Annotated in this window: 21 protein-coding genes; 5 read left to right on the forward strand and 16 right to left on the reverse strand. The window is 63.0% G+C overall.

Going from position 1 to position 20,761, the window contains the following annotated elements; translation table 11 throughout:
• From KF827_RS10500 to KF827_RS10540, 9 genes are all read right to left on the reverse strand, one after another.
• Entirely contained in the window at positions 1-462 is a 462-nt protein-coding gene (locus tag KF827_RS10500) for a type II toxin-antitoxin system RatA family toxin (RefSeq protein ID WP_291004614.1), read from the reverse strand.
• Complete coding sequence (lipA, locus tag KF827_RS10505) at positions 449-1,420, reverse strand: lipoyl synthase (RefSeq protein WP_291004617.1); 972 nt, start codon at positions 1,418-1,420, stop codon at positions 449-451. Before lipA ends, KF827_RS10500 begins: the two co-directional genes overlap by 14 nt.
• A gap of 2 nt (positions 1,421-1,422) precedes the next feature.
• A complete protein-coding gene (locus tag KF827_RS10510; RefSeq protein ID WP_291004621.1) occupies positions 1,423-1,869 on the reverse strand; it encodes a hypothetical protein in 447 nt (148 codons plus the stop codon).
• A gap of 35 nt (positions 1,870-1,904) precedes the next feature.
• Positions 1,905-3,311: a dihydrolipoyl dehydrogenase gene (gene lpdA / locus KF827_RS10515; RefSeq protein WP_291004624.1), complete on the reverse strand. Its 1,407-nt coding sequence runs from the start codon at positions 3,309-3,311 to the stop codon at positions 1,905-1,907.
• A gap of 9 nt (positions 3,312-3,320) precedes the next feature.
• Entirely contained in the window at positions 3,321-4,019 is a 699-nt protein-coding gene (locus KF827_RS10520; RefSeq protein WP_291004628.1) for an SDR family oxidoreductase, read from the reverse strand.
• 10 nt (positions 4,020-4,029) lie between these two features.
• Complete coding sequence (locus tag KF827_RS10525; RefSeq protein ID WP_291004631.1) at positions 4,030-5,319, reverse strand: pyruvate dehydrogenase complex dihydrolipoamide acetyltransferase; 1,290 nt, start codon at positions 5,317-5,319, stop codon at positions 4,030-4,032.
• 11 nt (positions 5,320-5,330) lie between these two features.
• Positions 5,331-6,707, reverse strand: coding sequence for a pyruvate dehydrogenase complex E1 component subunit beta (locus tag KF827_RS10530; protein WP_291004633.1), 1,377 nt, complete (start codon positions 6,705-6,707; stop codon positions 5,331-5,333).
• A gap of 16 nt (positions 6,708-6,723) precedes the next feature.
• Complete coding sequence (gene pdhA / locus KF827_RS10535; protein WP_291004636.1) at positions 6,724-7,743, reverse strand: pyruvate dehydrogenase (acetyl-transferring) E1 component subunit alpha; 1,020 nt, start codon at positions 7,741-7,743, stop codon at positions 6,724-6,726.
• A gap of 159 nt (positions 7,744-7,902) precedes the next feature.
• Entirely contained in the window at positions 7,903-8,214 is a 312-nt protein-coding gene (locus KF827_RS10540) for a septum formation initiator family protein (RefSeq protein WP_291004639.1), read from the reverse strand.
• 151 nt (positions 8,215-8,365) lie between these two features.
• On the opposite strand from KF827_RS10540, the gene KF827_RS10545 reads away from it, so the two are divergent.
• The 3 genes from KF827_RS10545 to KF827_RS10555 are packed head-to-tail and all read left to right on the forward strand — an operon-like array spanning position 8,366 to position 10,547.
• A complete protein-coding gene (locus KF827_RS10545) occupies positions 8,366-8,971 on the forward strand; it encodes a DUF1190 domain-containing protein (protein ID WP_291004642.1) in 606 nt (201 codons plus the stop codon).
• A gap of 10 nt (positions 8,972-8,981) precedes the next feature.
• Positions 8,982-10,109 carry a glutathionylspermidine synthase family protein gene (locus KF827_RS10550; protein ID WP_291004645.1) on the forward strand — a complete coding sequence of 376 codons (1,128 nt, stop codon included), beginning with the start codon at positions 8,982-8,984 and terminating at the stop codon, positions 10,107-10,109.
• A gap of 12 nt (positions 10,110-10,121) precedes the next feature.
• The gene (locus KF827_RS10555; RefSeq protein WP_291004649.1) at positions 10,122-10,547 is read left to right on the forward strand and encodes a DUF350 domain-containing protein; all 426 of its coding nucleotides are present in this window, start codon (positions 10,122-10,124) and stop codon (positions 10,545-10,547) included.
• 11 nt (positions 10,548-10,558) lie between these two features.
• Here KF827_RS10555 and KF827_RS10560 read toward each other — a convergent pair whose 3' ends face one another.
• From KF827_RS10560 to secG, 5 genes are all read right to left on the reverse strand, one after another.
• The gene (locus KF827_RS10560) at positions 10,559-10,885 is read right to left on the reverse strand and encodes a hypothetical protein (RefSeq protein ID WP_291004652.1); all 327 of its coding nucleotides are present in this window, start codon (positions 10,883-10,885) and stop codon (positions 10,559-10,561) included.
• Between the two features lie 11 nt (positions 10,886-10,896).
• Entirely contained in the window at positions 10,897-12,177 is a 1,281-nt protein-coding gene (gene eno / locus KF827_RS10565) for a phosphopyruvate hydratase (RefSeq protein WP_291004655.1), read from the reverse strand.
• A 101-nt stretch (positions 12,178-12,278) separates the two neighbouring features.
• Complete coding sequence (kdsA, locus tag KF827_RS10570) at positions 12,279-13,118, reverse strand: 3-deoxy-8-phosphooctulonate synthase (RefSeq protein WP_291004658.1); 840 nt, start codon at positions 13,116-13,118, stop codon at positions 12,279-12,281.
• A 173-nt stretch (positions 13,119-13,291) separates the two neighbouring features.
• Complete coding sequence (locus tag KF827_RS10575; protein ID WP_291004661.1) at positions 13,292-14,926, reverse strand: CTP synthase; 1,635 nt, start codon at positions 14,924-14,926, stop codon at positions 13,292-13,294.
• 99 nt (positions 14,927-15,025) lie between these two features.
• Positions 15,026-15,334 (reverse strand): preprotein translocase subunit SecG, encoded by a 309-nt coding sequence (gene secG / locus KF827_RS10580; RefSeq protein WP_291004664.1) that lies wholly within the window; start codon positions 15,332-15,334, stop codon positions 15,026-15,028.
• Positions 15,335-15,551: 217 nt separating this feature from the next.
• On the opposite strand from secG, the gene KF827_RS10585 reads away from it, so the two are divergent.
• Positions 15,552-16,907: a cation:proton antiporter gene (locus tag KF827_RS10585; RefSeq protein ID WP_291004667.1), complete on the forward strand. Its 1,356-nt coding sequence runs from the start codon at positions 15,552-15,554 to the stop codon at positions 16,905-16,907.
• Here KF827_RS10585 and KF827_RS10590 read toward each other — a convergent pair.
• Together KF827_RS10590 and tpiA are read right to left on the reverse strand one after the other, a co-directional pair.
• Positions 16,904-17,911, reverse strand: a complete 1,008-nt coding sequence (locus KF827_RS10590; protein ID WP_291004670.1) for a lysine-2,3-aminomutase-like protein — start codon at positions 17,909-17,911, stop codon at positions 16,904-16,906. The genes KF827_RS10585 and KF827_RS10590 overlap by 4 nt on opposite strands.
• Positions 17,912-17,917: 6 nt before the next feature.
• Entirely contained in the window at positions 17,918-18,670 is a 753-nt protein-coding gene (gene tpiA, locus KF827_RS10595) for a triose-phosphate isomerase (RefSeq protein WP_291004673.1), read from the reverse strand.
• Between the two features lie 183 nt (positions 18,671-18,853).
• Here tpiA and KF827_RS10600 point away from each other — a divergent pair, with 183 nt between their 5' ends.
• Entirely contained in the window at positions 18,854-20,755 is a 1,902-nt protein-coding gene (locus KF827_RS10600) for a SurA N-terminal domain-containing protein (RefSeq protein ID WP_291004677.1), read from the forward strand.
• Positions 20,756-20,761 lie beyond the last annotated feature (6 nt).

Below are 20,761 nucleotides of genomic sequence, written 5' to 3' on the forward strand. Positions count from 1 at the left end.
TTATCCGGTCCGTTGCAGGCTGGCTGCTGGCGATCCGTAAAGCTGCGCCGCGCGGCTTTCAAACGCCGCCACCATGCGCCGAACGGCTTCGCTGAACAGCACCTCGATGGCCTTTTGCAGCAGCTTGGAGCGGAATTCGAAATCGACATGGAAGTCGATCTCGCAGCCATCGGGATGCGGTAAAAACAGCCAATGGTTCTTCAAATATTTGAACGGCCCATCGGTATAGGCCACGTCGATACGCTGCTTGGTGGGGTCCAGCGTGACGCGTGAAGTGAAGCGTTCTCGAAACATCTTGAAGCCGATGATCAGATCGGCCACCAGGAAATTCTCGCCGCGCTCGCGGATACGCGCACCCATGCACCAGGGCAGGAATTGCGGATAATCCTGCACGCCCGCCACCAGATCGTAGAGTTGATCCGGGCGATAACGCAGCACGCGGCGTTCGTTATGAACCGGCATTCTCGCCTGCCGGGCTTTGAGCTGCCAGGCGCGCCAGACGCGCAGCCTTCAGCCGTGCGAAATCCTCGCCGGCATGATGCGACGAGCGGGTGAGCGGCGAAGACGCCACCTGTAGAAAGCCCTTCGAGAGGCCGATGGTCTTCAGCGTCTCGAATTCATCGGGCGGCAGGAAGCGCGCCACGGCGGCATGTTTGCGGGTGGGTTGCAGATACTGACCCAGGGTAAGGAAATCCACATCGGCCACGCGCAGATCGTCCATCACCTGCATCAGCTCCACCGTCTCCTCGCCCAAGCCCACCATCAGGCCGGATTTGGTGAAGATCGCCGGATCGAGTTCGCGCACCCGGGCCAGCAATTGCAGCGAAGCGAAATAGCGCGCACCGGGCCGGATCGAAGGATACAGGCGCGGCACGGTTTCCAGATTGTGGTTATACACATCCGGTTTCGCCGCCACCACGGCTTCTATCGCACCGGGCTTACGCAGAAAATCCGGCGTGAGGATTTCAACCGTGGTGCTGGGCGAAGCCTTGCGGATTTCCTCGATGGTGCGCACGAACTGCTTGGCGCCGCCATCGGGCAGATCGTCGCGGTCCACCGAGGTGATCACCACATGATGCAGGCCCAGCTTGCCCACGGCTTCCGCCACATGGGCCGGCTCGCTCATATCCACGCCCATCGGCTTGCCGGTGGCCACGTTGCAGAAAGCACAGGCCCGGGTGCAGACCGCGCCCAGGATCATCACCGTGGCATGCTTCTGCTTCCAGCATTCGCCCAGATTGGGGCAGGCCGCTTCCTCGCACACCGTGTTCAGCTTCAACTCGCGCATCAGGCTGCGGGTGGCAGCCACTTCCGGCGCGGTGGGCGCCTTGGCGCGGATCCAGTCTGGTTTGCGCAGCACCGGCGTATCGGGCTTATGGGCTTTTTCCGGGTGGCGCAGAGCGGCAGGTTGAACGGTCACGGCTACCTCGACGACAAGCTGGCTTCCAGCAGCGCATCCAGATCGATGCGCACCCGGCTGGCATTCAGGCGCACCTGCGGCAGAATCGCCCGCCGCTCCATGCTGCCAAGCGCCAGCCGCATGATGAAGTTAGTGCCTTCCAGGCGATAGGAAAGCGCATAATCCTTGCCGGAATGCTTTACAATCACTTCGGCCAATGGCGGCAATTCGGCTAGACGGCCTAGCACACCCTCTTCGAAGCGCAATACCACCTTGATCTTGCGCTCGTCCAGCGCCTCGGCGAAGGCCTCGAAAGCCGGCCGCACCACCTCAGCGATATGCTCGGAAAACCGCCGAAACGCCTCGGCATCGCGGCGCGCCTGAATATGCGCCTGCTTTTCGGCAGCATCCTTGCCATCGCGCTCGCGTTGCTGCAGATCGGCGATTTTCTTGAGAAAATGCTCTTTCATGATCAATAGACTAGCAGATTCTGCCCACCGACTCTCTAGTAATTCAGGGCCTTGCCATAAGCATCCAGCACGGATTCATGCATCATCTCGCTCAGCGTGGGATGCGGGAAGATCGCATGCATCAGGTCGGTTTCGGTGGTTTCCAGCGTCTTGGCGATGCCGAAGCCCTGGATCATCTCGGTCACTTCGGCGCCGATCATATGCGCGCCCAGCAATTCGCCGGTCTTGGCATCGAACACGGTCTTCACCAGGCCTTCCGGCTCGCCCAGCGCAATCGCCTTGCCATTGGCCAGGAATGGATAGCGCCCCACCTTCACCTCATGGCCCTTGGCCTTGGCTGCCGCCTCGGTGAGGCCCACGCTGGCAACCTGCGGCGTACAATATGTGCAGCCCGGAATGTTGGATGTATCCAGCGGATGCACATCTTTCAGCCCGGCGATCTTCTCCACGCAGATCACGCCTTCATGGCCGGCCTTATGCGCCAGCCAGGGCGGGCCGGTGAGGTCGCCGATGGCATAGATGCCTGGCTCCGCCGTGCGGCTATATTCGTCCACCACGATATGCGTGCGATCCACTTTGATCTTGGTGCCTTCCAGGCCGATATTCTCCACATTGCCCACGATGCCGACAGCCAGGATCACGCGCTCCACGGTGAGGCTGGTTTCCTTGCCGGCCTTGTCCTTCAACGTGGCGGTCACGCTGTCGGCGGCCTTGTTCAGCGCCGTCACCGTGGTGCCGAGATGGATTTTCATGCCCTGCTTCTCGAAGGCCTTCTTCGCCAGGGCGGAGATTTCCTCATCCTCCACCGGCAGAACACGGTCCATCACCTCCACCACCGTCACCTCGCAACCGAGCGTGCGGTAGAAGCTGGCGAATTCGATGCCGATGGCGCCCGAGCCGATCACCAGCAGGCTTTTCGGCAAAGCCTTCGGGATCATGGCTTCCTTGTAGGTCCAAACCAGCTTGCCATCGGGTTCCAGGCCGGGCAGCGAGCGGGCACGGGCGCCTGTGGCCAGGATGATATGCTTGGCCGCGAGATCGGCCACCGGCTTACCATCCTTAGTCACCTTCACCTTACCGGGCCCGTTCAGGGTACCCTGGCCGTCGAACACGGTGATCTTGTGCTTCTTCATCAGGAACTTCACGCCGCCGGAAAGCTGGCCCGCCACCTTGCGCGACCGCTCCACCACCTTGGCGGCATCGATGGTCACCTTGCCTTCCACCTTGAAGCCGAAAGCATCGGCATGCTGGATATGGCTGTAGATTTCCGCCGAACGCAGCAAAGCCTTGGTGGGAATGCAGCCCCAGTTCAGGCAGATGCCGCCCAGATGCTCGCGCTCGATGATCGCGGTCTTGAAGCCGAGTTGGCTGGCACGGATCGCGGTGGTATAGCCGCCCGGGCCGGAACCGACGACGATGACATCGAATTGGCTGTCGCTCATGGCGATCTCCTACAACGAACGGGTTATGCCGCCATCCACGCGCAGATTCTGGCCGGTGATATAGCCGGCATTCTCGGATAGCAGGAAACTCACCGCGCCGGCGATTTCTTCCACCCGGCCATAGCGCGCCATCGGGATGCGCGACTTGCGCTCGGGCTTTTCCGGCAGGCTGTCGATATAGCCCGGTAGCACATTGTTGATGCGGATGCCCTGCGCTGCGTATTCATCGGCATACACCTTGGTGAAAGCCGCAAGCGCCGCCCGCACCGGGCCGGAAACCGGAAATGCCGCCTCTGGCTCCAGCGTGGCATAGGTGAGGATATTCACGATGCTGCCGCCGCCTTGCTTCAGCATCACCGGCGTGACCAGCCGCAGCATGCGCACGACACTCAGATGCACCAGCTCGAAACCCTGCAGCCAGGCTTCGTCGCTGATCTCCAGCAACGCACCCTTGGGCGGATGGCCGGTATTGTTCACCACGGCATCGATGCGGCCATAAGCATCCAGCGTCAGCTTCACCAGCTTTTCGGTGTCAGTTGCGGATGCATTGGAGCCATCCACGCCGATGCCGCCCAAGCTTTCCGCCAGCTTTTTCGCCGCGCCCGAAGGCGACATGGCGGCGACCTTGTAGCCTTCCCCCGCCAGGCGTTTGAGCACGGCTGCGCCCATGCCCTTGCCGGCGCCAGTGACGATGGCAACCTTGCTCATGGCACAAGCCTCACAGCAACATGGTTAGCGGGTCGTCGATAAAGCCCTTGAAGGCTTGCAGGAATTGTGCGCCCACCGCGCCATCTACCGCACGATGATCCACCGAGAGCGTGCAGGTCATGATGGTGGCCGGCACGATCTGCCCGTTCTTCACCACCGCGCGCTGCTCGCCCATGCCGACCGCGAGGATGCAGCCCTGCGGTGGATTGATCACCGCTTCGAACTGCTTCACGCCGAACATGCCCAGATTCGAAATCGAGAAAGTGCCGCCCTGGTATTCCTCCGGCTTCAGCTTGCCATCGCGGGCGCGCACGGCCAGGTCTTTCATCTCGGTGGCGATCTGGGTAAGGCCCTTACCCTCGGCCTGCTTGATGATCGGCGTGATAAGCCCAGCCGGCGTGGCCACCGCCACGGAAATATCGGCATGCTCGTAATACATCATGCCGCTATCGTCGTAGCTGGCATTGGCCGTGGGTACTTTCTTCAACGCCAGCGCCACCGCGCGGATGACGAAATCATTCACGCTGATCTTGGCATCGGTCTTGTCGTTGAGCCGCTTGCGCAAGCTGAGCAACTCATCGATCTCGGTATCGATGGTGAGATAGAAATGCGGCACCGTCTGCTTGGACTCGGTGAGCCGGCGCGCGATGGTTTTGCGCATGCCCGAAAGCGGTTCCAGCTTGTAGGGCATCTTAAGCAGATCGGCCAATTGCCGCGCGCCCGGACCGGACGGTGCCGGTGCAGCAGATTTGGCCGCAGCAGCAGCGACAGGCGCTGCCGCTTTCGCACCACCGCCGGCAATGGCGGCTTCCACATCGGATTTCACGATACGGCCACGCGGCCCGCTGCCGGCAACCGCCTTGAGATCGAGGTTATTCTGCTGCGCGATACGCTTGGCCAGAGGCGACGCGATCACGCGGCTGCCTTCGGTTTTCGCGGGGGCCGCCACAGGTGCAGGCTTCGGCGCCGGTGCGGGGGCAGCCGCGACCGGAGCAACCGCAGGTGCCGGGGCTGGTGCTGGCGCTGGTGCCGCAGCCGGCGCCGCGCCGGGCTTTTCATCCTCGCCGCGCAGCACGGCAATCGGCGTATTCACCGCCACGCCTTCGCTGCCTTCCGGCACCAAGATCTTCTCGATCACGCCTTCATCCACGGCTTCGAATTCCATCGTCGCCTTGTCGGTTTCGATCTCGGCCATCACATCGCCGGCCTTGACCGTATCGCCTTCCTTCACCAGCCATTTGCCGAGTTTGCCCTCGGTCATAGTGGGCGAAAGCGCGGGCATCAGGATTTGGATTGCCATTGCGCCCTCCCTCAGCGATAGCAGACGGCGCGCGCCGCCTCGACCACTTCGGCCACGCTGGGCAGAGCCAGCTTTTCCAGATTGGCGGCATAGGGCATCGGCACATCCTTGCCCGTCACACGCAGCACTGGCGCATCCAGATCGTCGAAGGCTTCGGCCATCACGCGGGCGGCGATTTCGGCACCCACGCCGGATTGCGGGAAGCCTTCTTCCACCGTCACCAGACGGTTGGTCTTGCGCACGCTGGCGAGAATGGTGGCGGTATCCATCGGGCGGATGGTGCGCAGATCGATCACCTCGGCCTCGATGCCCTGCTTGGCGAGTTCTTCCGCCGCCTGCAGGCAATAGCCGACGGAGATCGAATAGCCCACCAGCGTTACATCCTTGCCGGCCCGCGCGATACGCGCCTTGCCGATCGGCACCACGTAATCTTCCAGCTTCGGCACCTCGAAGCTGCGGCCATAGAGAATCTCATTCTCCAACACGATCACCGGATTGGGATCGCGGATCGCGGCCTTGATCAAGCCCTTGAAATCGGCGGCGCTGTATGGCGCCACCACTTTCAGGCCCGGGATATGCGAATACCACGCGGCATAGCATTGGCTATGCTGCGCCGCCACGCGGGCCGCCGCGCCGTTGGGGCCACGGAACACGATGGGACAGCCCATCTGGCCGCCAGACATATACAGCGTCTTGGCCGCCGAATTGACGATCTGGTCGATCGCCTGCATGGAGAAGTTGAAGGTCATGAATTCGACAATCGGCCGCAAGCCGCCAAAGGCCGCGCCCACGCCCAGGCCGGTGAAGCCCATTTCGGTGATCGGCGTATCGATCACGCGCTGTGGGCCGAATTCATCCAGCATGCCCTGACTGATCTTGTAGGCGCCCTGATACTGACCCACTTCCTCGCCCATCAGGAACACGCTTTTGTCGCGCCGCATCTCCTCGCTCATGCCCTCGCGCAAGGCTTCGCGCACGGTCATGGTCACCATCTCGGTGCCGGCGGGTATGTCGGGATCGGCAAGCTCCTTGGCCGGTGCCGTATGCACGGCCGGGGCAGCCGCAGGCGCTGCCGGGGCCGCAGCAGCCGGGGCAGCTGCCGCCGGGACAGTTGCCGCCGGGGCGGCGGCTGGCGCTGTCGTGGCGCCCTCGCCGCTCAGCAGCGCAATCGGCGTATTCACCGCCACGCCTTCCGTGCCTTCCGGCACCAGGATCTTCTCGATCACGCCTTCATCAACGGCTTCGAATTCCATCGTCGCCTTGTCGGTCTCGATCTCGGCCATCACATCGCCGGCCTTGACCGTATCGCCTTCCTTCACCAGCCATTTGCCGAGTTTGCCCTCGGTCATCGTGGGCGAAAGTGCGGGCATCAGAATTTCAATCGACATTGCGCGCGCTCCCAGCTCAGGCTTCTACGGTAATATCGGTCCAGAGTTCCGACGCATCGGGCTCCGGGTTGTTCTGGCTGAAATCGGCGGCCTTCTGCACGATCTCCTTCACATCCTTGTCGACGGCCTTGAGCGCGTCTTCATCGGCCAACTTGTTGTCCAGCAGCAAGGCGCGCACCTGATCGATCGGATCATGCTCGGCGCGCATCTTGGAGACCTCCTCCTTGCTGCGGTATTTCGCCGGATCGGACATGGAATGGCCGCGATAGCGGTAGGTCATCATCTCAAGGATGATCGGGCCCTTGCCGGCGCGGCAATGCGCCACCGCCTGCTCGCCGGCCTCGCGCACCGCCGTCACATTCATGCCATCCACCTGACGGCCCGGCACACCGAAGCTTTCGCCGCGCTTGTACAGCGCCGGCTGGGCCGAGGCGCGCGCCAGCGAGGTGCCCATGGCGTATTGGTTATTCTCGATCACATAGATGACCGGCAGCTTCCACAGCTCGGCCATATTGAAGCTCTCGTAGACCTGGCCCTGGTTCGCCGAGCCATCGCCGAAATAGCAGAAGGTGACGTTGTCGGTGCCTTTGTATTTCTGCGCAAAGGCCAGTCCGGTGCCCAGCGGCACCTGGGCGCCAACGATGCCATGGCCGCCATAGAAATTCTTCTCGCGGCTGAACATGTGCATCGAGCCGCCCTTACCCTTTGAGTAACCGCCGATGCGGCCGGTCAACTCGGCCATCACGCCGCCGGGGTCCATGCCGCAGGCCAGCATATGGCCGTGGTCGCGGTAGGAGGTGATCACCGCATCGCCTTCCTTGGAGCAAGCCTGCAGGCCCACCACCACGGCTTCCTGGCCGATATAGAGATGGCAGAAGCCACCGATCAGGCCCATGCCGTAAAGCTGGCCGGCCTTCTCCTCGAACCGCCGGATCAGCAGCATGTCGCGGTAGAATTGCAGCAATTGCTTGCCATCCAGCGCCTGCGGCGCTTTTTTGTTGGCGCCACTCGCCGGCTTCGACGGCCCTTTAGGCATCGCTTCCTCCCGAAAATCACTCGAACCGAGATGGGACTCAGATACAGGCCCTCTCATCGGGGCCAACTCTGGCAGCTAATTATCTGAAAACAAGGAAATTTTTGACTGTTAACTGAATAATGGTTAACAAGCGAAATTTAATTTCGCTTTGCCCTATCCTCAACGATTGAGGATTACCATCTGGCGCTTACCCAGCAGGCCGAGAACGCTATGGCCCTGCTCTTCCAGCATATCCACATCCAGGCCATTGGTGCGCAAAAGATTGACCCGGCGCTCCAGCAACTGGCGTTCGGCGGTCACCTCGGCCAGGGCGGCCTCGGTTTCCTGAATCTGCACCAGCAGGCGGCTATGGGCATGGATGCCATGCTCGCCCTCGGCTGCGTGATAGCCGAAATAGGCGATGGTGGCGAAGCAGATCGCCGGCACGACAGCCGCCACGGAATGGCGTTTGATTTCACGAAGAACACCCATATGGGAATCGAATCATATCCGAGTCGCGGGGTCAATGGCTAATTCACGATTGCGCGAGAATCTTTCCATTGAGTCAAAGAATTAGCCCGAATCAGAGGTGGTTGTGGAGTTAGCCCTTTCAACCAGCCGCAGGTATGCCTATGTTATCGGCATGCGCAAATCACGCTCCATCCGCCTTGTCCTGCTTGGCAGCCTCAGTCTGGTGGCTCTCGCCGCCTGCGAGGAGAACGACCCGCTCAAGGGTGCAGACATCATCCGCGACCAGAAGGAATGCGCCAGCCGGGCCGATCCCGATGCCTGCCGCATGGCCCTGGCCGATGCCCGCCAGACCCATGTGCAGACCGCACCGAAATTCGCCAACCGCCAGGAATGCGAAGCCCAGTTCGGCGCCAATAATTGCGGCACGCCCGAACAGGTGCTGCGCTTCGGCGACGAGGCCAATCCGCAAACTGCCGGCGCAAGCCCGGCACCCGCTAACCAGCAACAAGCCCAGCAGGGCGGCGGCTCGGTCTTCATGCCGCTGATGATGGGCTACATGATGGGCCGCATGATGGGCGGCGCCGGCGGACCTTGGGCGGCCCAGCCGATGTACCGCGATGCCGCCAATACCGGCTATGTAGGCAACCGTGCAGGCACGGCGCAATCGGTCGGCACACTCAGCGCCAAGCGCTTCCCCGATATCCCGCCCGCCACCAGCGTTGCGCGGCGCGGCTTCGGCGCCACCGGCACGGCGGCCTCGGCCTCGGCTTCCAGCTAAGCCAACCGCCATGCAGCGGATTGCTGTACCCCCGCGCGAGGATTGGCCCCAGCGCGCCGCCGAGCTTGGCTTTGCCTTCCATACCATCGACGGCCAGCCCTACTGGACCGAGACCGCCGCCTATGCCTTGAGCGCGGCGGAGGTGGATGCGCTGGAGGATGCCGCCCAGGCGCTGGAGGGGCTCTGCCTCGATTTCGTGGGCGAGACCATCGAGCGCGACGACTATGACGGCTTCGGCCTGTCGGATGCCGCCATCACGCTGGTCGAAGACAGCTGGAACCGCCAGGACAAAAACCTCTATGGCCGCTTCGATCTGGCCTTTGGCGCCGATGGCGCGCCGAAGCTGCTGGAATACAATGCCGACACGCCCACTGCCTTGTTCGAGGCCAGCGTGGTGCAGTGGGAATGGCTGGAGCATCACTTCCCCGAACGCGATCAGTTCAATTCCATCCACGAAACCCTGGTGGAGGCCTGGAAGCATTTCGGTCTCTATGGGCATCGGCTGCATTTCGCCTGCGTGCGCAATCATGCGGAAGACGAAGGCACGGTAGATTACCTGCGCGACACCGCGATGCAGGCCGGGCTGGATACCGAACGGCTGTATATGGACGAGATCGGCTGGAATGGCCGCCGCTTCGTGGATAACAGCAACCAGCCGATCACCACGTTGTTCAAGCTGTATCCCTGGGAATGGCTGATGGCGGAGGATTTCGCCAGCCATATCGGCCCCAGCAGCGTGCGCATGATCGAACCGGCCTGGAAGATGCTGCTCTCCAACAAGGCCCTGCTGCCCAGGCTATGGGCCCGCCATGCCGGCCACCCCAACCTGCTACCGGCAAGCTTCGCGCCTGGCGATATCGAAGGCGCCATGGTGCGCAAGCCGCTGCTGGGCCGTGAAGGCGCCGGGGTTACGCTGTATGACGCAGCGGGCCGCGAAACCCTTGCAACGCCAGCCAGCGCCGAGAGCAGCAGCGATTTCGTGTATCAGCAGGCCGTAACCCTGCCCTGCTTCGATGGACATTACCCTATGCTGGGTGCCTGGATCGTGGCTTCGCGCGCCTGCGGCCTCGGCATCCGCGAGGACGACACCGCCATCACCCGCAATTCCAGCCGCTTCGTGCCGCATTTCTTTCAGTAAGGACATCACGCCATGATCAGCACCGCCAGCCCGGATCTGAGCCGGTTTCTCGTCACCTTCCCGGATTTCCTGCTGTATTTCGTTTGCGCCGTCACCATGCTGATGGTGTTCCTGATCGTCTATACCCGCCTCACGCCGCAGCATGAATGGAAGCTGATCCGCGAAGGCAACGGCGCCGCCGCCATCTCGCTGGGCGCGGCCATGGTCGGATTCTGCCTGCCGCTGGCCAGCGCGATCTCCAATTCGCAGAGCCTGCTCGACATGCTGGTCTGGGGCGGCGTGGCGCTGGTGGTGCAGTGGGGCGCCTTCCTGGCTGCCCGCATGCTGTTTCCCGGCCTGCCCAAGCGCATCGAGGCCGACGACAAATCCGCTGGCGCCATCGCCGCCTCGGTCAGCCTCAGCATCGGCATCCTGAATGCCGCCTGCCTGACCTATTGAGGCACAACCCCTCAGCGGCAGCGCAACAGGCGGCGGTCGGCCTCGATGGTTTCGTCGAAGGCCACCAGCCGGCTGGCAGTGTGATCCAGGATATGCATGTTGGCCGGATTGTCCGGCTCGTCGGCAGGCGTGAGGGTCACGCGATCGCGGGCCAGCTTCCAGGTGCCTTCGCGCTTGTCGTCATCCAGGGTCGAGGCGTAATGGCCATTGGCCTCGAACAGCAGATACTCGGTCTCGCAGCGATCCTGCGAAACCGCCCAGCGGCCGGCAAGCTCCGCTGCCCAGGCCTGCGAAACGCAAGCCTGGATCAGCAAGGCCAGCAGCAGAGTCTGCCGCATCAACATCGGGCTTAGCGGCGCTTCAGGGCAGCCAGGCCCGGATATTTCGCGGCGCGGCCAAGCTGCTGTTCGATGCGCAGCAGTTGATTGTATTTCGCCAGACGATCCGAGCGCGCCAACGAGCCGGTCTTGATCTGGCCGCAATTGGTGGCCACCGCCAGATCGGCGATGGTGCTGTCTTCCGTCTCGCCCGAGCGATGGCTCATCACCGCCGTGTAGCCGTTCTTATGCGCCAGTTCCACGGCTTCCAGGGTTTCCGACAATGTGCCGATCTGGTTCACCTTCACCAGGATCGAATTGCCCACGCCCTTGGCAATGCCATCGGCCAGGCGCTTCGGGTTGGTGACGAACAGATCGTCGCCCACCAGCTGCACCTTGCCGCCGATGGCATCGGTGAGCAGCTTCCAGCCGGCCCAGTCATCCTCGGCCATGCCGTCTTCGATGGAGACGATGGGATAATCGCCCACCAGCTTGCGCCAGTATTCCACCATGCCGGCGGAATCGAGGCTCACGCCCTCGCCTTCCAGATGATACTTGCCGTCCTTGAAGAATTCGGTGCTGGCGGCATCCAGCGCGATCATGATGTCCTTGCCGGGCTTGTAGCCTGCGGCCTCGATGGCTTGCATCACGAAATCCAGCGCGCCGCGCGTGCTGGGCAGATTGGGCGCGAAGCCGCCTTCATCGCCCACATTGGTGTTGTGGCCGGCGCTTTTCAGCTTCTGCTTCAGGGTATGGAACACTTCCGCGCCCATGCGCAGGCCTTCGGCGAAGCTGGTGCCCGCCACCGGCATGATCATGAATTCCTGCACGTCGATGGGATTATCAGCATGGGCGCCGCCATTGACGATATTCATCATCGGCACCGGCAGCCAATGCGCGGCGGCACCGCCAACATAGCGATAGAGCGGCAGGCCGGCTTCCTCGGCCGAGGCCTTGGCCACCGCAAGGCTCACGCCCAGAATGGCATTCGCGCCCAGGCGGCTTTTGTTCGGCGTGCCGTCCAGTTCGATCATGGTCTGGTCGATGGCAAGCTGCTCGTCGGCTTCCAGGCCCGACAGCGCATCGAAGATTTCGCCATTCACGGCCGCCACGGCCTTCAGCACGCCCTTGCCGAGATAGCGCTTCTTGTCGCCATCGCGCAGCTCCACGGCCTCATGGGCGCCGGTGGAAGCGCCCGAGGGCACGGCAGCGCGGCCCATGGCGCCGCTCTCCAGCACAACATCAACCTCAACCGTGGGATTGCCCCGGCTGTCCAGAATTTCGCGCGCCACGATGTCGCGGATGCCACTCATGTCGAATACCCCTGAAAAGGTTGGAAAATCCGGTGGCAGGGATAGCCCGAACCTGCCCGCCGGGCAAGGGGCGGCGAGCCAAAAGACCTATGTCTGGAACCTCAGGCCTTCGCCAGATGATCGAATTCCAGCAGTTGCTCCAGCACGGCTTCCATCTGGTCGAAGGGGACCATGTTGGGGCCATCGGAGGGCGCTGAATCCGGATCCTTGTGGGTTTCCATGAACAGGGCGGCCACCCCGATGGCGATGGCGCCGCGCGCCAGCACGGGCACGAAGCGGCGGTCGCCGCCCGATGACGTGCCCTTGCCGCCCGGTTGCTGCACCGAATGGGTGGCGTCGAACACCACCGGGCAGCCGGTCTCGGCCATGATCGGCAGGGCGCGCATGTCGTTGACCAGCGTATTGTAGCCGAAGCTGACGCCGCGTTCGCAGAGCAGCACGTTGGGATTGCCCGACATGTCGAACTTGTCGACGATATTCTTCATATCCCAGGGCGCCAGGAACTGCCCCTTCTTCACATTCACCGGCAGGCCGGTATTGGCTGCCGCCACCAGCAGGTCGGTTTGGCGGCAGAGGAAGGCCGGGATTTGCAGCATGTCCACGCTGTCGGCCACCTGGCGGCATTGCTCTTCCGTATGCACGTCGGTGATGACCGGCAGGCCCAGCGTGTCGCGGATCTCCTGGAAGATCGGCAACGCATTCTCCAGGCCGATGCCGCGATTGGAGCGGATCGAGGAGCGGTTCGCCTTATCGAAGGACGACTTGTAGATCAGGTTGATGCCGAGCTTGTCGGTCAGGTCTTTCAAGCTGCCGGCCATGTCGAGCGCATGCTCGCGGCTCTCCATGGCGCAGGGGCCGGCGATCAGCGCAAACGGCAGGTCGTTGCCGATCTTGAAATCGCCCACCTGCACATGGCGAACGGGGGCTGCTGCTTCAGTCATTCTGGCGCTCCATACATTCCCTTCCCGTCATCGCCGGGCTTGTCCCGCCGATCCACTGGCTCGGTATGAGCCTAGTGGCAGGAATGGATGGCCGGAATAGATCCGGCCATGACGATTACGATGAATATAATGCCGCGATCAACGTTTTACGACGCAGAACTGAAACCACCGGCCTAAACCAGCCGCGACTGATCCAGCGCCGCCTTGATGAAAGAGGCGAAAAGCGGATGCGGCTGGAACGGCTTGGATTTCAATTCCGGATGGTATTGCACGCCGATAAACCAGGGATGCTCCGGAAATTCCACGATTTCCGGCAGCAGGCCATCGGGCGACATGCCGGAGAAGATCATGCCGCATTGCTCCAGCCGGTCGCGGTAGGAGGCATTCACCTCGTAGCGATGGCGGTGGCGTTCGGAGATCGTGGTCGAACCGTAGATATCCGCCACCCGGCTGCCGGGCTTGAGCGCGGCCTGATAGGCACCAAGCCGCATGGTGCCGCCGAGATCGCCAGCCTTGGAGCGGATTTCCAGCTCGTTGCCACGCATCCATTCGGTCATCAGGCCAACCACCGGCTCGGCGCAAGGGCCGAATTCGGTGCTGGACGCACCGGCAACACCCACCAGATTGCGCGTCGCCTCAATCACCGCCATCTGCATGCCGAAGCAGATGCCGAAATACGGCACCCGGCGCTCGCGGGCGAAAGTGGCGGCCCTGATCTTGCCTTCCGCGCCGCGCTCGCCGAAGCCACCCGGCACCAGAATGCCGTGTACGCCTTCCAGCGCCTGCAAGGCGGTTTCGTCGCGTTCGAAAATCTCGCTTTCGATCCACTCGATATTCACGCGGGTATTGTTGGCAATGCCGCCATGGATCAACGCTTCGGCCAGCGACTTATAGGCATCCTTCAGGCCGGTATACTTGCCCACGATGGCGATGCGCACCGCGCCTTCCGGCTGGGTGATGCGGCGCAGGATATTCTGCCAGCTCGACAAATCGGGCTCGGCATCGGCCGCAAGGCCGAAAGCCTTCAGCACCTGGCCATCCAGGCCGGCGCGATGATAGCTGAGCGGCGCCTGATAGATGGTTTCCACATCCAGCGCCTGGATCACGGCTTCTTCGCGCACATTGCAGAACAGCGCCATCTTCTTGCGGTCGCCCAGCGGAATCTCGCGGTCGGCACGGCAAAGCAGCAGATCGGGCTGGATGCCGATGGAGCGCAGTTCCTTCACCGAATGCTGGGTCGGCTTGGTCTTCAATTCGCCGCTGGCCGCGATAAAGGGTACCAGCGTGACATGGATATAGATCGCCGCACCCCGGCCCACATCCAGGCCGAACTGGCGGATGGCCTCCAGGAAGGGCAGGCTTTCGATATCGCCCACCGTGCCGCCCACTTCCACCAGCATGAAATCGACGTTTTCGTCGTTATCGGCGCGGATGAAATCCTTGATGGCGTCCGTCACATGGGGGATCACCTGCACGGTGCCGCCCAGGTAATCGCCCCGGCGTTCCTTGGTGAGGATGGTCTGGTAGATTCGGCCGGTGGTGACGTTGTCGCTCTTGCGCCCGGGCACGCCGGTGAAGCGCTCGTAATGGCCCAGATCCAGATCGGTCTCGGCGCCGTCGTCGGTTACGAATACCTCGCCATGCTGATACGGGCTCATGGTGCCCGGATCGACATTGAGATAGGGGTCCAGCTTGCGCAGCCGAACCTTATAGCCACGGGCCTGCAGCAGGGCGCCAAGCGCCGCTGAGGCCAGACCTTTGCCAAGCGAGGAAACCACGCCGCCGGTGATGAAGACGTACCGCGTCATGGGCGTCCTGTATAATCAAAAGCGGGGCGTGGCGGAAGCCCTGCTTCCGCGTTGTCCCCAGGATTTTCAGAAAACGATTCTCCTAGGAGAACCAGTGAGTTACTGCGAGAGCGGAACCGCCGGACGGCTTGGCTGGGCCGGCGCCGAGCTGCTCGGCTGGTCGAGAATCGAGCGCGGCTTGGAATAACCGCCAGCGAGAATCGCCAGAATGATGCTGGTGCCGATGAAACAGGTGGCCAGAATCGCCGTGGTGCGGGTGAGCAGATTCGCCTGGCCGCGGCTGGTGAACAGGCCGCCGCCACCGCCGCCGCCAATACCCAGCGCACCGCCTTCCGAACGCTGCAGCAGGATCACCCCGATCAAACCGAGGGCCAGCAACAGGTGAACCACCAGCACAAAGGTCATCATGTCTCGTCACTCCGCCTATACGGCGGGGCTTTTACACCGACATGGCTGCGAGGGAAAGCCCTGCTGCCGGCCTGGCCGCCCTAATCCGGACCAAGCTTCCCAATGCCCCTCTTTAATCCGGGCGTATTAAGAGAGATTCTTAAGAAAGCGCTTGCGTTCATGGTGTGAACGCTGTTATCCGGAATGTTCACGCCATGAACACGAAGGGGAGAAAACAATGTCAGGCGCCGAATTCGGCAAACTCGCACTCACGTTAGCCATCCTGCTGGCCTCCGCCCACGCCCTGGGCTATCTGGCCGAAAGGCTGCGCCAACCCCGCCTGGTGGGTGAAATCCTGGCCGGCGTGCTGCTCGGGCCATTCGTGCTCAAGCTGATGCTGCCCGATGCCTTCGCCCTGCTCTTCCAATTCTCGCCCAAGGCGGAAACCGCGCTGGGCATGATCTATCAGTTGGGCTTGATCCTGCTGATGTTCTGCTCCGGCACGGCGGCCCGCCGGCTGCTGGCCAAGGAGAACCAGCGCCAAACCTTCACGCTGATCGGCGTGGCCGATGTGATGAATTTCACCCTGGTGCTCAGCCTGGGTTTTGCCGGGCTGCTGCCGCTGGCGGAACTGACCGGCACGGCCAACCAGGAAATCTCCACATTGCTGGTGCTGGCGATTGCCGTGGCGGTCACCTCGATTCCGGTCATCTCGCGTATCTTCTGGGATCTGCGCATCATGCATACCCGCTTCGTCAGCCTGATCCTGGGCTCGGCGGTGCTGGAAGACGTAGCATTGTGGACCGTGCTGGCGGTGGCCACGGCGATTGCCAAATCCGCCACGCTGGCCAACCAGCATGTGGTGGGCACGGTGACCGAACATGTGGCAGCCACTTTCGCCTTCGTGCTGTTTGCGCTGATTCTGCTGCCCCGCCTGCTCAAGCGTTTGAGCGCGGCGCGCTGGAACCTGCTCTACAGCGCCTCTCCCGTGGGCTATGTGGTGATCGTGCTGCTGGCCAGTTGCGGCGCGGCGGCGCTGTTCGATATCAACCTGCAATTCGCCGCGCTTCTATCTGGCTATGCGCTGGTGGGCGGCATCAGCGGCAGCGAACGCGAGCGCTTTGCCGCGCCGCTGGATGCTGTGGCCAAGGTGTCTTTCGGCATCTTCATTCCGATCTACTTCGCATTGATCGGCTACCGGCTGGTCTTCGGGCATGAATTCTCCTTCCCGATCCTGATCGGCTTTTTCGTCGGCTCCACCATCCTCAGCCTGATCACCAGCGGCCTGGCAGCAAGGCTGGCCGGGTTCCGCAAGCTGGATATCATCAATATCTCGCTCACCACCAATGCCCGTGGCGGCCCCGGCATCGTGCTGGCTTCGGTGGCCTATGATGCCGGCATCATCAATGGCGGTTTCTTCACCGCGCTGGTGCTCACTGCCGTGCTCACCTCGCAGATGGCCGGTAGTTGGCTGCGCTTCGTGCTGAACCGGGGCTGGCCGCTGCTGGCCTCGAACCCGGATGACAAACCGTTGCCGCCTGAGCCAGAGGCAGCGCCCGCCCCCACCGGCACCACGGTAAAGCTGCCGGTTTAACCTTCGCGGTAATCGTGCCGGCAATTCCAGGGGTCGGTCACCTGCCAGCCGCCATCTTCGGTTGGCTGGGCATAGACCGGCCCCACCGGCACCTTGCCATGCCCACCGGGTATGTCGAGAATATAAGTGGGCTGTGCAAGGCCCGACACACGGCCGCGCAATTTCGCCACCAAGGCCTGGCCTTCCTGCAGCGGCACGCGGAAATGTCCGGTGCCGCGTGCCTTGTCCAGATGGTTCAGGTGATAGGGCTTCACCCGTGCGGTGAGCATGGCGCGGAACAGATCGGCCAAAGCCGTCTCACTATCGTTCACGCCACGCAGCAGTACGCTCTGGCCCAACAAAGGCAGACCGGCATCGGCCAGCCGCGCCAGCGCGGCCCGCGCCTGGGGCGTGAATTCGCGGGCATGATTGGCATGCAGCACCACGTAAACCGGCTTGTCGCCGCGCAGCGCCTTGGCCATCGCAGCGGTGATGCGCTCGGGCTGCACAACGGGCACGCGGGTATGGATGCGGATGATGCCGAGATGCGGAATCGCAAATAACCGCGCCAGAATATCGCTCAAGCGCCGCGCCGACAGCGCCAACGGATCGCCGCCGGTGAGGATCACCTCGAAAATCTCCGGCCGCGTGGCGATATAGGCGATGGCGGCTTCGAGTTGTTCGGCGCTGAGGCCTTTGTTGCCGGGCCCCACGGTTTCGCGACGGAAGCAGAAGCGGCAATAGACCGGGCAAGCCTTGATCGGTTTGAGCAGCACGCGGTCGGGATAACGATGCACGATGCCCGGCAGCGGGCTATGGCTGGCATCGCCGATGGGATCGGACAATTCCTCCGGATCCTCGATCAATTCGGCCACATCGGGGGCGAATTGCCGCGCGATGGGATCGGCAGGATCGGTGGGGTCGATCAACGCGCGCATCGCCGGTGTAACCGCCACGGCGAAACGTTCGGCCACACGCAGCAAGGCCGCGGCTTCAGTTTCGTCGATGGGGTCCAGCGCGCTCAATTTACCTCAGCCTTTAGCGGCGATGATCGGCCAGAAATCGCCGGCTTTCAGGCTGGCACCGCCAACCAATGCACCATCAACATCGGCAACAGCCATCAACTGGGCGGCATTATCGGGCTTCACCGAACCGCCATAGAGGATGCGGAACCCAGCACCATCGTCGAAACGTGCGCGCAACTCGCGGCGGATCAGCGCATGCACTTCGGCCACTTGCTCCAGCGTGGGCGTGCGGCCGGTGCCGATGGCCCAGACCGGCTCATAGGCAATCACGGTATTGGCCGCATTGGCATCATCGGGCAACGAACCGCGCAATTGCGAAGCCACCACCTTCAGCGTCTCGCCGCCATCGCGCTGAGCCAGCGTCTCGCCCAGGCACACGATGGCGATCAGGCCGGCGCGGTGCGCGGCCTCGGCCTTGGCGCGCACGATGGCATCGGTTTCGCCATGATCGGCCCGGCGCTCGGAATGGCCAACGATCACGCAGGCCGCACCGGCATCCTTCAACTGCTCGGCGGCGATATCGCCGGTATGGGCACCAGACGCCTTGGCATGGCAATCCTGGCCGCCCAGCAGAATGCCGCTACCAGACAGGCTTGCCGCCAGGGGCGCCAGCAAAATGGCCGGCGGGCAGATCGCCACCTGTGCCTTATGGGGATTGGCGGCAAGCTTTTCGGCCAAAGCTTTGGCTTCAGCCAGGGCTGCGGCAGTCAGGCCGTTCATCTTCCAGTTACCGGCGATCAGGGCTTGGCGGTCGGTCATTAGCGCGTTTCTCCACGAAAAATCGCCGCTTCTGTAGCATCGAAAGCGGCAAACGCAAAGTTTCAGATGCCGCCCTGGGCGTTGCCTCGGCGCCTTGCTCCGGCGGGCGGGCCTCTTTAGTATCCGCCGACCTCGGTCGAAAGACCGTTTTTGGCAGATTTTACCGTGATCGGTGGTGTTTGAATGCTCGAACAGATGCGCAAGGGCGCCGGCTCCTGGGCCGCGAAGATTTTGATGGTGTTGCTGGTGATCAGCTTCGGCGCCTGGGGCATCGGGGATTACATCAACCGGTCCAATGCCATTCCGCCGGTCGCCAAGGTCGGTCGGGCCGAGATTTCCGCCATCGAATTCTCCGACGCCATCCGCCGCGAGAGCACCAATCTTCAGCGCCGCCTGGGCCAGGCCCTCACCCGCGAACAGATGCTGCAATTCGGCCTGGACGAAACCGTGCTGAACGGCCTGGTTGCCGCCAAGCTGTATGAAACCAATGGCACCAAGATAGGCCTCAGCGCCGCGCCGGCGGTGATCCGCGACTACATCATGAAGGCCGAAGTGTTCCGTGGCGCCAATGGTCAGTTCGACCGCCTGCGCTACGAAACCTTCCTGCGCAACGAAGGCTATTCGGAAGCCATGCTGGTTGAGATGGTGCGCCGCGACCTGCTGCGCGAACAGGTGCTGGGCAGCCTGCTGAGCGGCGTGGACACGCTGCCCAATACGGCGGTGGATGCCGTGCTCACCTATCGCCTGGAAACCCGCGTGGCCGATTACATCCGCATCGAGGCCGCCAAGCTGCCCGCGCCCGCCGCCCCCACCGATGCCGAGATCGAGGAATTCTACAAGGCCAATCCCGCGCTCTACACGGCGCCCGAGCGGCGCGACATCGCCTATATCTCCCTCACCCCGCAAGGCCTGACAGCCGCCATGCCGGTGAGCGATGCCGAAATCGCCGAGGATTACGAATCCCATAAGGGAGATTTCGTGCGGCCGGAAACCCGCCATGTGCAGCAGGTGGTGTTCCAGAACGAGGATGATGCCAAGGCCGCGGCCGAGGCCGTGATCAAGGGCGAGGATTTCGTGGCTATGGCCGCGCGCACCCGCCAGCTCAAGCCCGCCGATATCGAACTGGGCACCGTTGCCCAGGGCCAATTGCCGGCCGAACTGGCCGCTCCGGTCTTCGCCCTGCCCCAGCCCGGCCTGACCCAGCCGGTGCGCAGCGCCTTTGGCTGGCATCTGGCCCGCGTGGTGGCCATCCAGCCCGGCAGCACCGTGCCGCTGGCCGAGGCAAGCCCGCGCCTGAAGCAGGAAATCGCCCTGCGCAAAGCCTCGGAAGCCCTGCTCAAGCTGCGCCCGCAGGTGGACGACCTGATCGCCGGCGGCGGTTCGCTGGCCGAGATCGCCAAGGCGCAGAACACCGCGCTGGTAAGCCTGACCGGGCTTGATGCCACCGGCCTGGATGCCACCGGCAAGACCGCCGAATTGCCCGCCACCCAGCCGGCCATGCTGCAAGAGGCCTTCGCGCTCGCCGAAGATGCCGATCCGATCATCCTGGATAGCAGCGATGGCAGCTTCCATGTGCTGGATGTGGTTGCCGTCAAACCCTCGGCCTTGCGCCCGCTGGCCGATGTGTTGCCCGAGGTGATCCGTTCCATCGAAACCAGACGCCGCGCCGAAGCGGCCCTGCAACGCGCCAACCAGGTGGCCGAACGGCTGCGGGTATCGGGCGAATTGCTCAAGGAAGCCACTGCGATGAATGTGCTGGTGCAGACCACGCCGCCGCTCGCACGCTCGGGCCAGCCGGCCGACCGTGCCTTGTCGCCGGCCCTGGTGAGCCAGCTTTTCGCCGCCAAGCAGCCGGGTGAGATCGTCGTGGGTCCGGGCAGCGCGCCCGGCGATGTGATCGTGGCCCGTCTGGGCCGCATCGTGCCGGCCGACCTGGCCGCCGTTGCCGCCCAGCGCGACACTACCCGCCAGCAGCTTGCGCAAGGCGTGGTGGCCGATCTGGAAGAGCGTTACCGCGCCAAGCTGCAAAGCGAAATCGGCGTGAGCGTGAATGCTGCCGCCCGCGCCCGCGCGATGCTGCAGTAACGGCCG

Source organism: Ferrovibrio sp. (assembly GCF_019636075.1).
GTDB lineage: Bacteria > Pseudomonadota > Alphaproteobacteria > Ferrovibrionales > Ferrovibrionaceae > Ferrovibrio.

Excerpts from the sequence above, each read along its gene's own strand:
- KF827_RS10500 (WP_291004614.1), bottom strand. The coding sequence starts at position 462 with ATGCCGGTTCATAACGAACGCCGCGTGCTGCGTTATCGCCCGGATCAA.
- KF827_RS10510 (WP_291004621.1), bottom strand. The coding sequence starts at position 1,869 with ATGAAAGAGCATTTTCTCAAGAAAATCGCCGATCTGCAGCAACGCGAG.
- lpdA (WP_291004624.1), bottom strand. The coding sequence starts at position 3,311 with ATGAGCGACAGCCAATTCGATGTCATCGTCGTCGGTTCCGGCCCGGGC.
- KF827_RS10520 (WP_291004628.1), bottom strand. The coding sequence starts at position 4,019 with ATGAGCAAGGTTGCCATCGTCACTGGCGCCGGCAAGGGCATGGGCGCA.
- KF827_RS10525 (WP_291004631.1), bottom strand. The coding sequence starts at position 5,319 with ATGGCAATCCAAATCCTGATGCCCGCGCTTTCGCCCACTATGACCGAG.
- KF827_RS10530 (WP_291004633.1), bottom strand. The coding sequence starts at position 6,707 with ATGTCGATTGAAATTCTGATGCCCGCACTTTCGCCCACGATGACCGAG.
- pdhA (WP_291004636.1), bottom strand. The coding sequence starts at position 7,743 with ATGCCTAAAGGGCCGTCGAAGCCGGCGAGTGGCGCCAACAAAAAAGCG.
- KF827_RS10540 (WP_291004639.1), bottom strand. The coding sequence starts at position 8,214 with ATGGGTGTTCTTCGTGAAATCAAACGCCATTCCGTGGCGGCTGTCGTG.
- KF827_RS10545 (WP_291004642.1), top strand. The coding sequence starts at position 8,366 with ATGCGCAAATCACGCTCCATCCGCCTTGTCCTGCTTGGCAGCCTCAGT.
- KF827_RS10550 (WP_291004645.1), top strand. The coding sequence starts at position 8,982 with ATGCAGCGGATTGCTGTACCCCCGCGCGAGGATTGGCCCCAGCGCGCC.
- KF827_RS10555 (WP_291004649.1), top strand. The coding sequence starts at position 10,122 with ATGATCAGCACCGCCAGCCCGGATCTGAGCCGGTTTCTCGTCACCTTC.
- KF827_RS10560 (WP_291004652.1), bottom strand. The coding sequence starts at position 10,885 with ATGCGGCAGACTCTGCTGCTGGCCTTGCTGATCCAGGCTTGCGTTTCG.
- eno (WP_291004655.1), bottom strand. The coding sequence starts at position 12,177 with ATGAGTGGCATCCGCGACATCGTGGCGCGCGAAATTCTGGACAGCCGG.
- kdsA (WP_291004658.1), bottom strand. The coding sequence starts at position 13,118 with ATGACTGAAGCAGCAGCCCCCGTTCGCCATGTGCAGGTGGGCGATTTC.
- KF827_RS10575 (WP_291004661.1), bottom strand. The coding sequence starts at position 14,926 with ATGACGCGGTACGTCTTCATCACCGGCGGCGTGGTTTCCTCGCTTGGC.
- secG (WP_291004664.1), bottom strand. The coding sequence starts at position 15,334 with ATGATGACCTTTGTGCTGGTGGTTCACCTGTTGCTGGCCCTCGGTTTG.
- KF827_RS10585 (WP_291004667.1), top strand. The coding sequence starts at position 15,552 with ATGTCAGGCGCCGAATTCGGCAAACTCGCACTCACGTTAGCCATCCTG.
- tpiA (WP_291004673.1), bottom strand. The coding sequence starts at position 18,670 with ATGACCGACCGCCAAGCCCTGATCGCCGGTAACTGGAAGATGAACGGC.
- KF827_RS10600 (WP_291004677.1), top strand. The coding sequence starts at position 18,854 with ATGCTCGAACAGATGCGCAAGGGCGCCGGCTCCTGGGCCGCGAAGATT.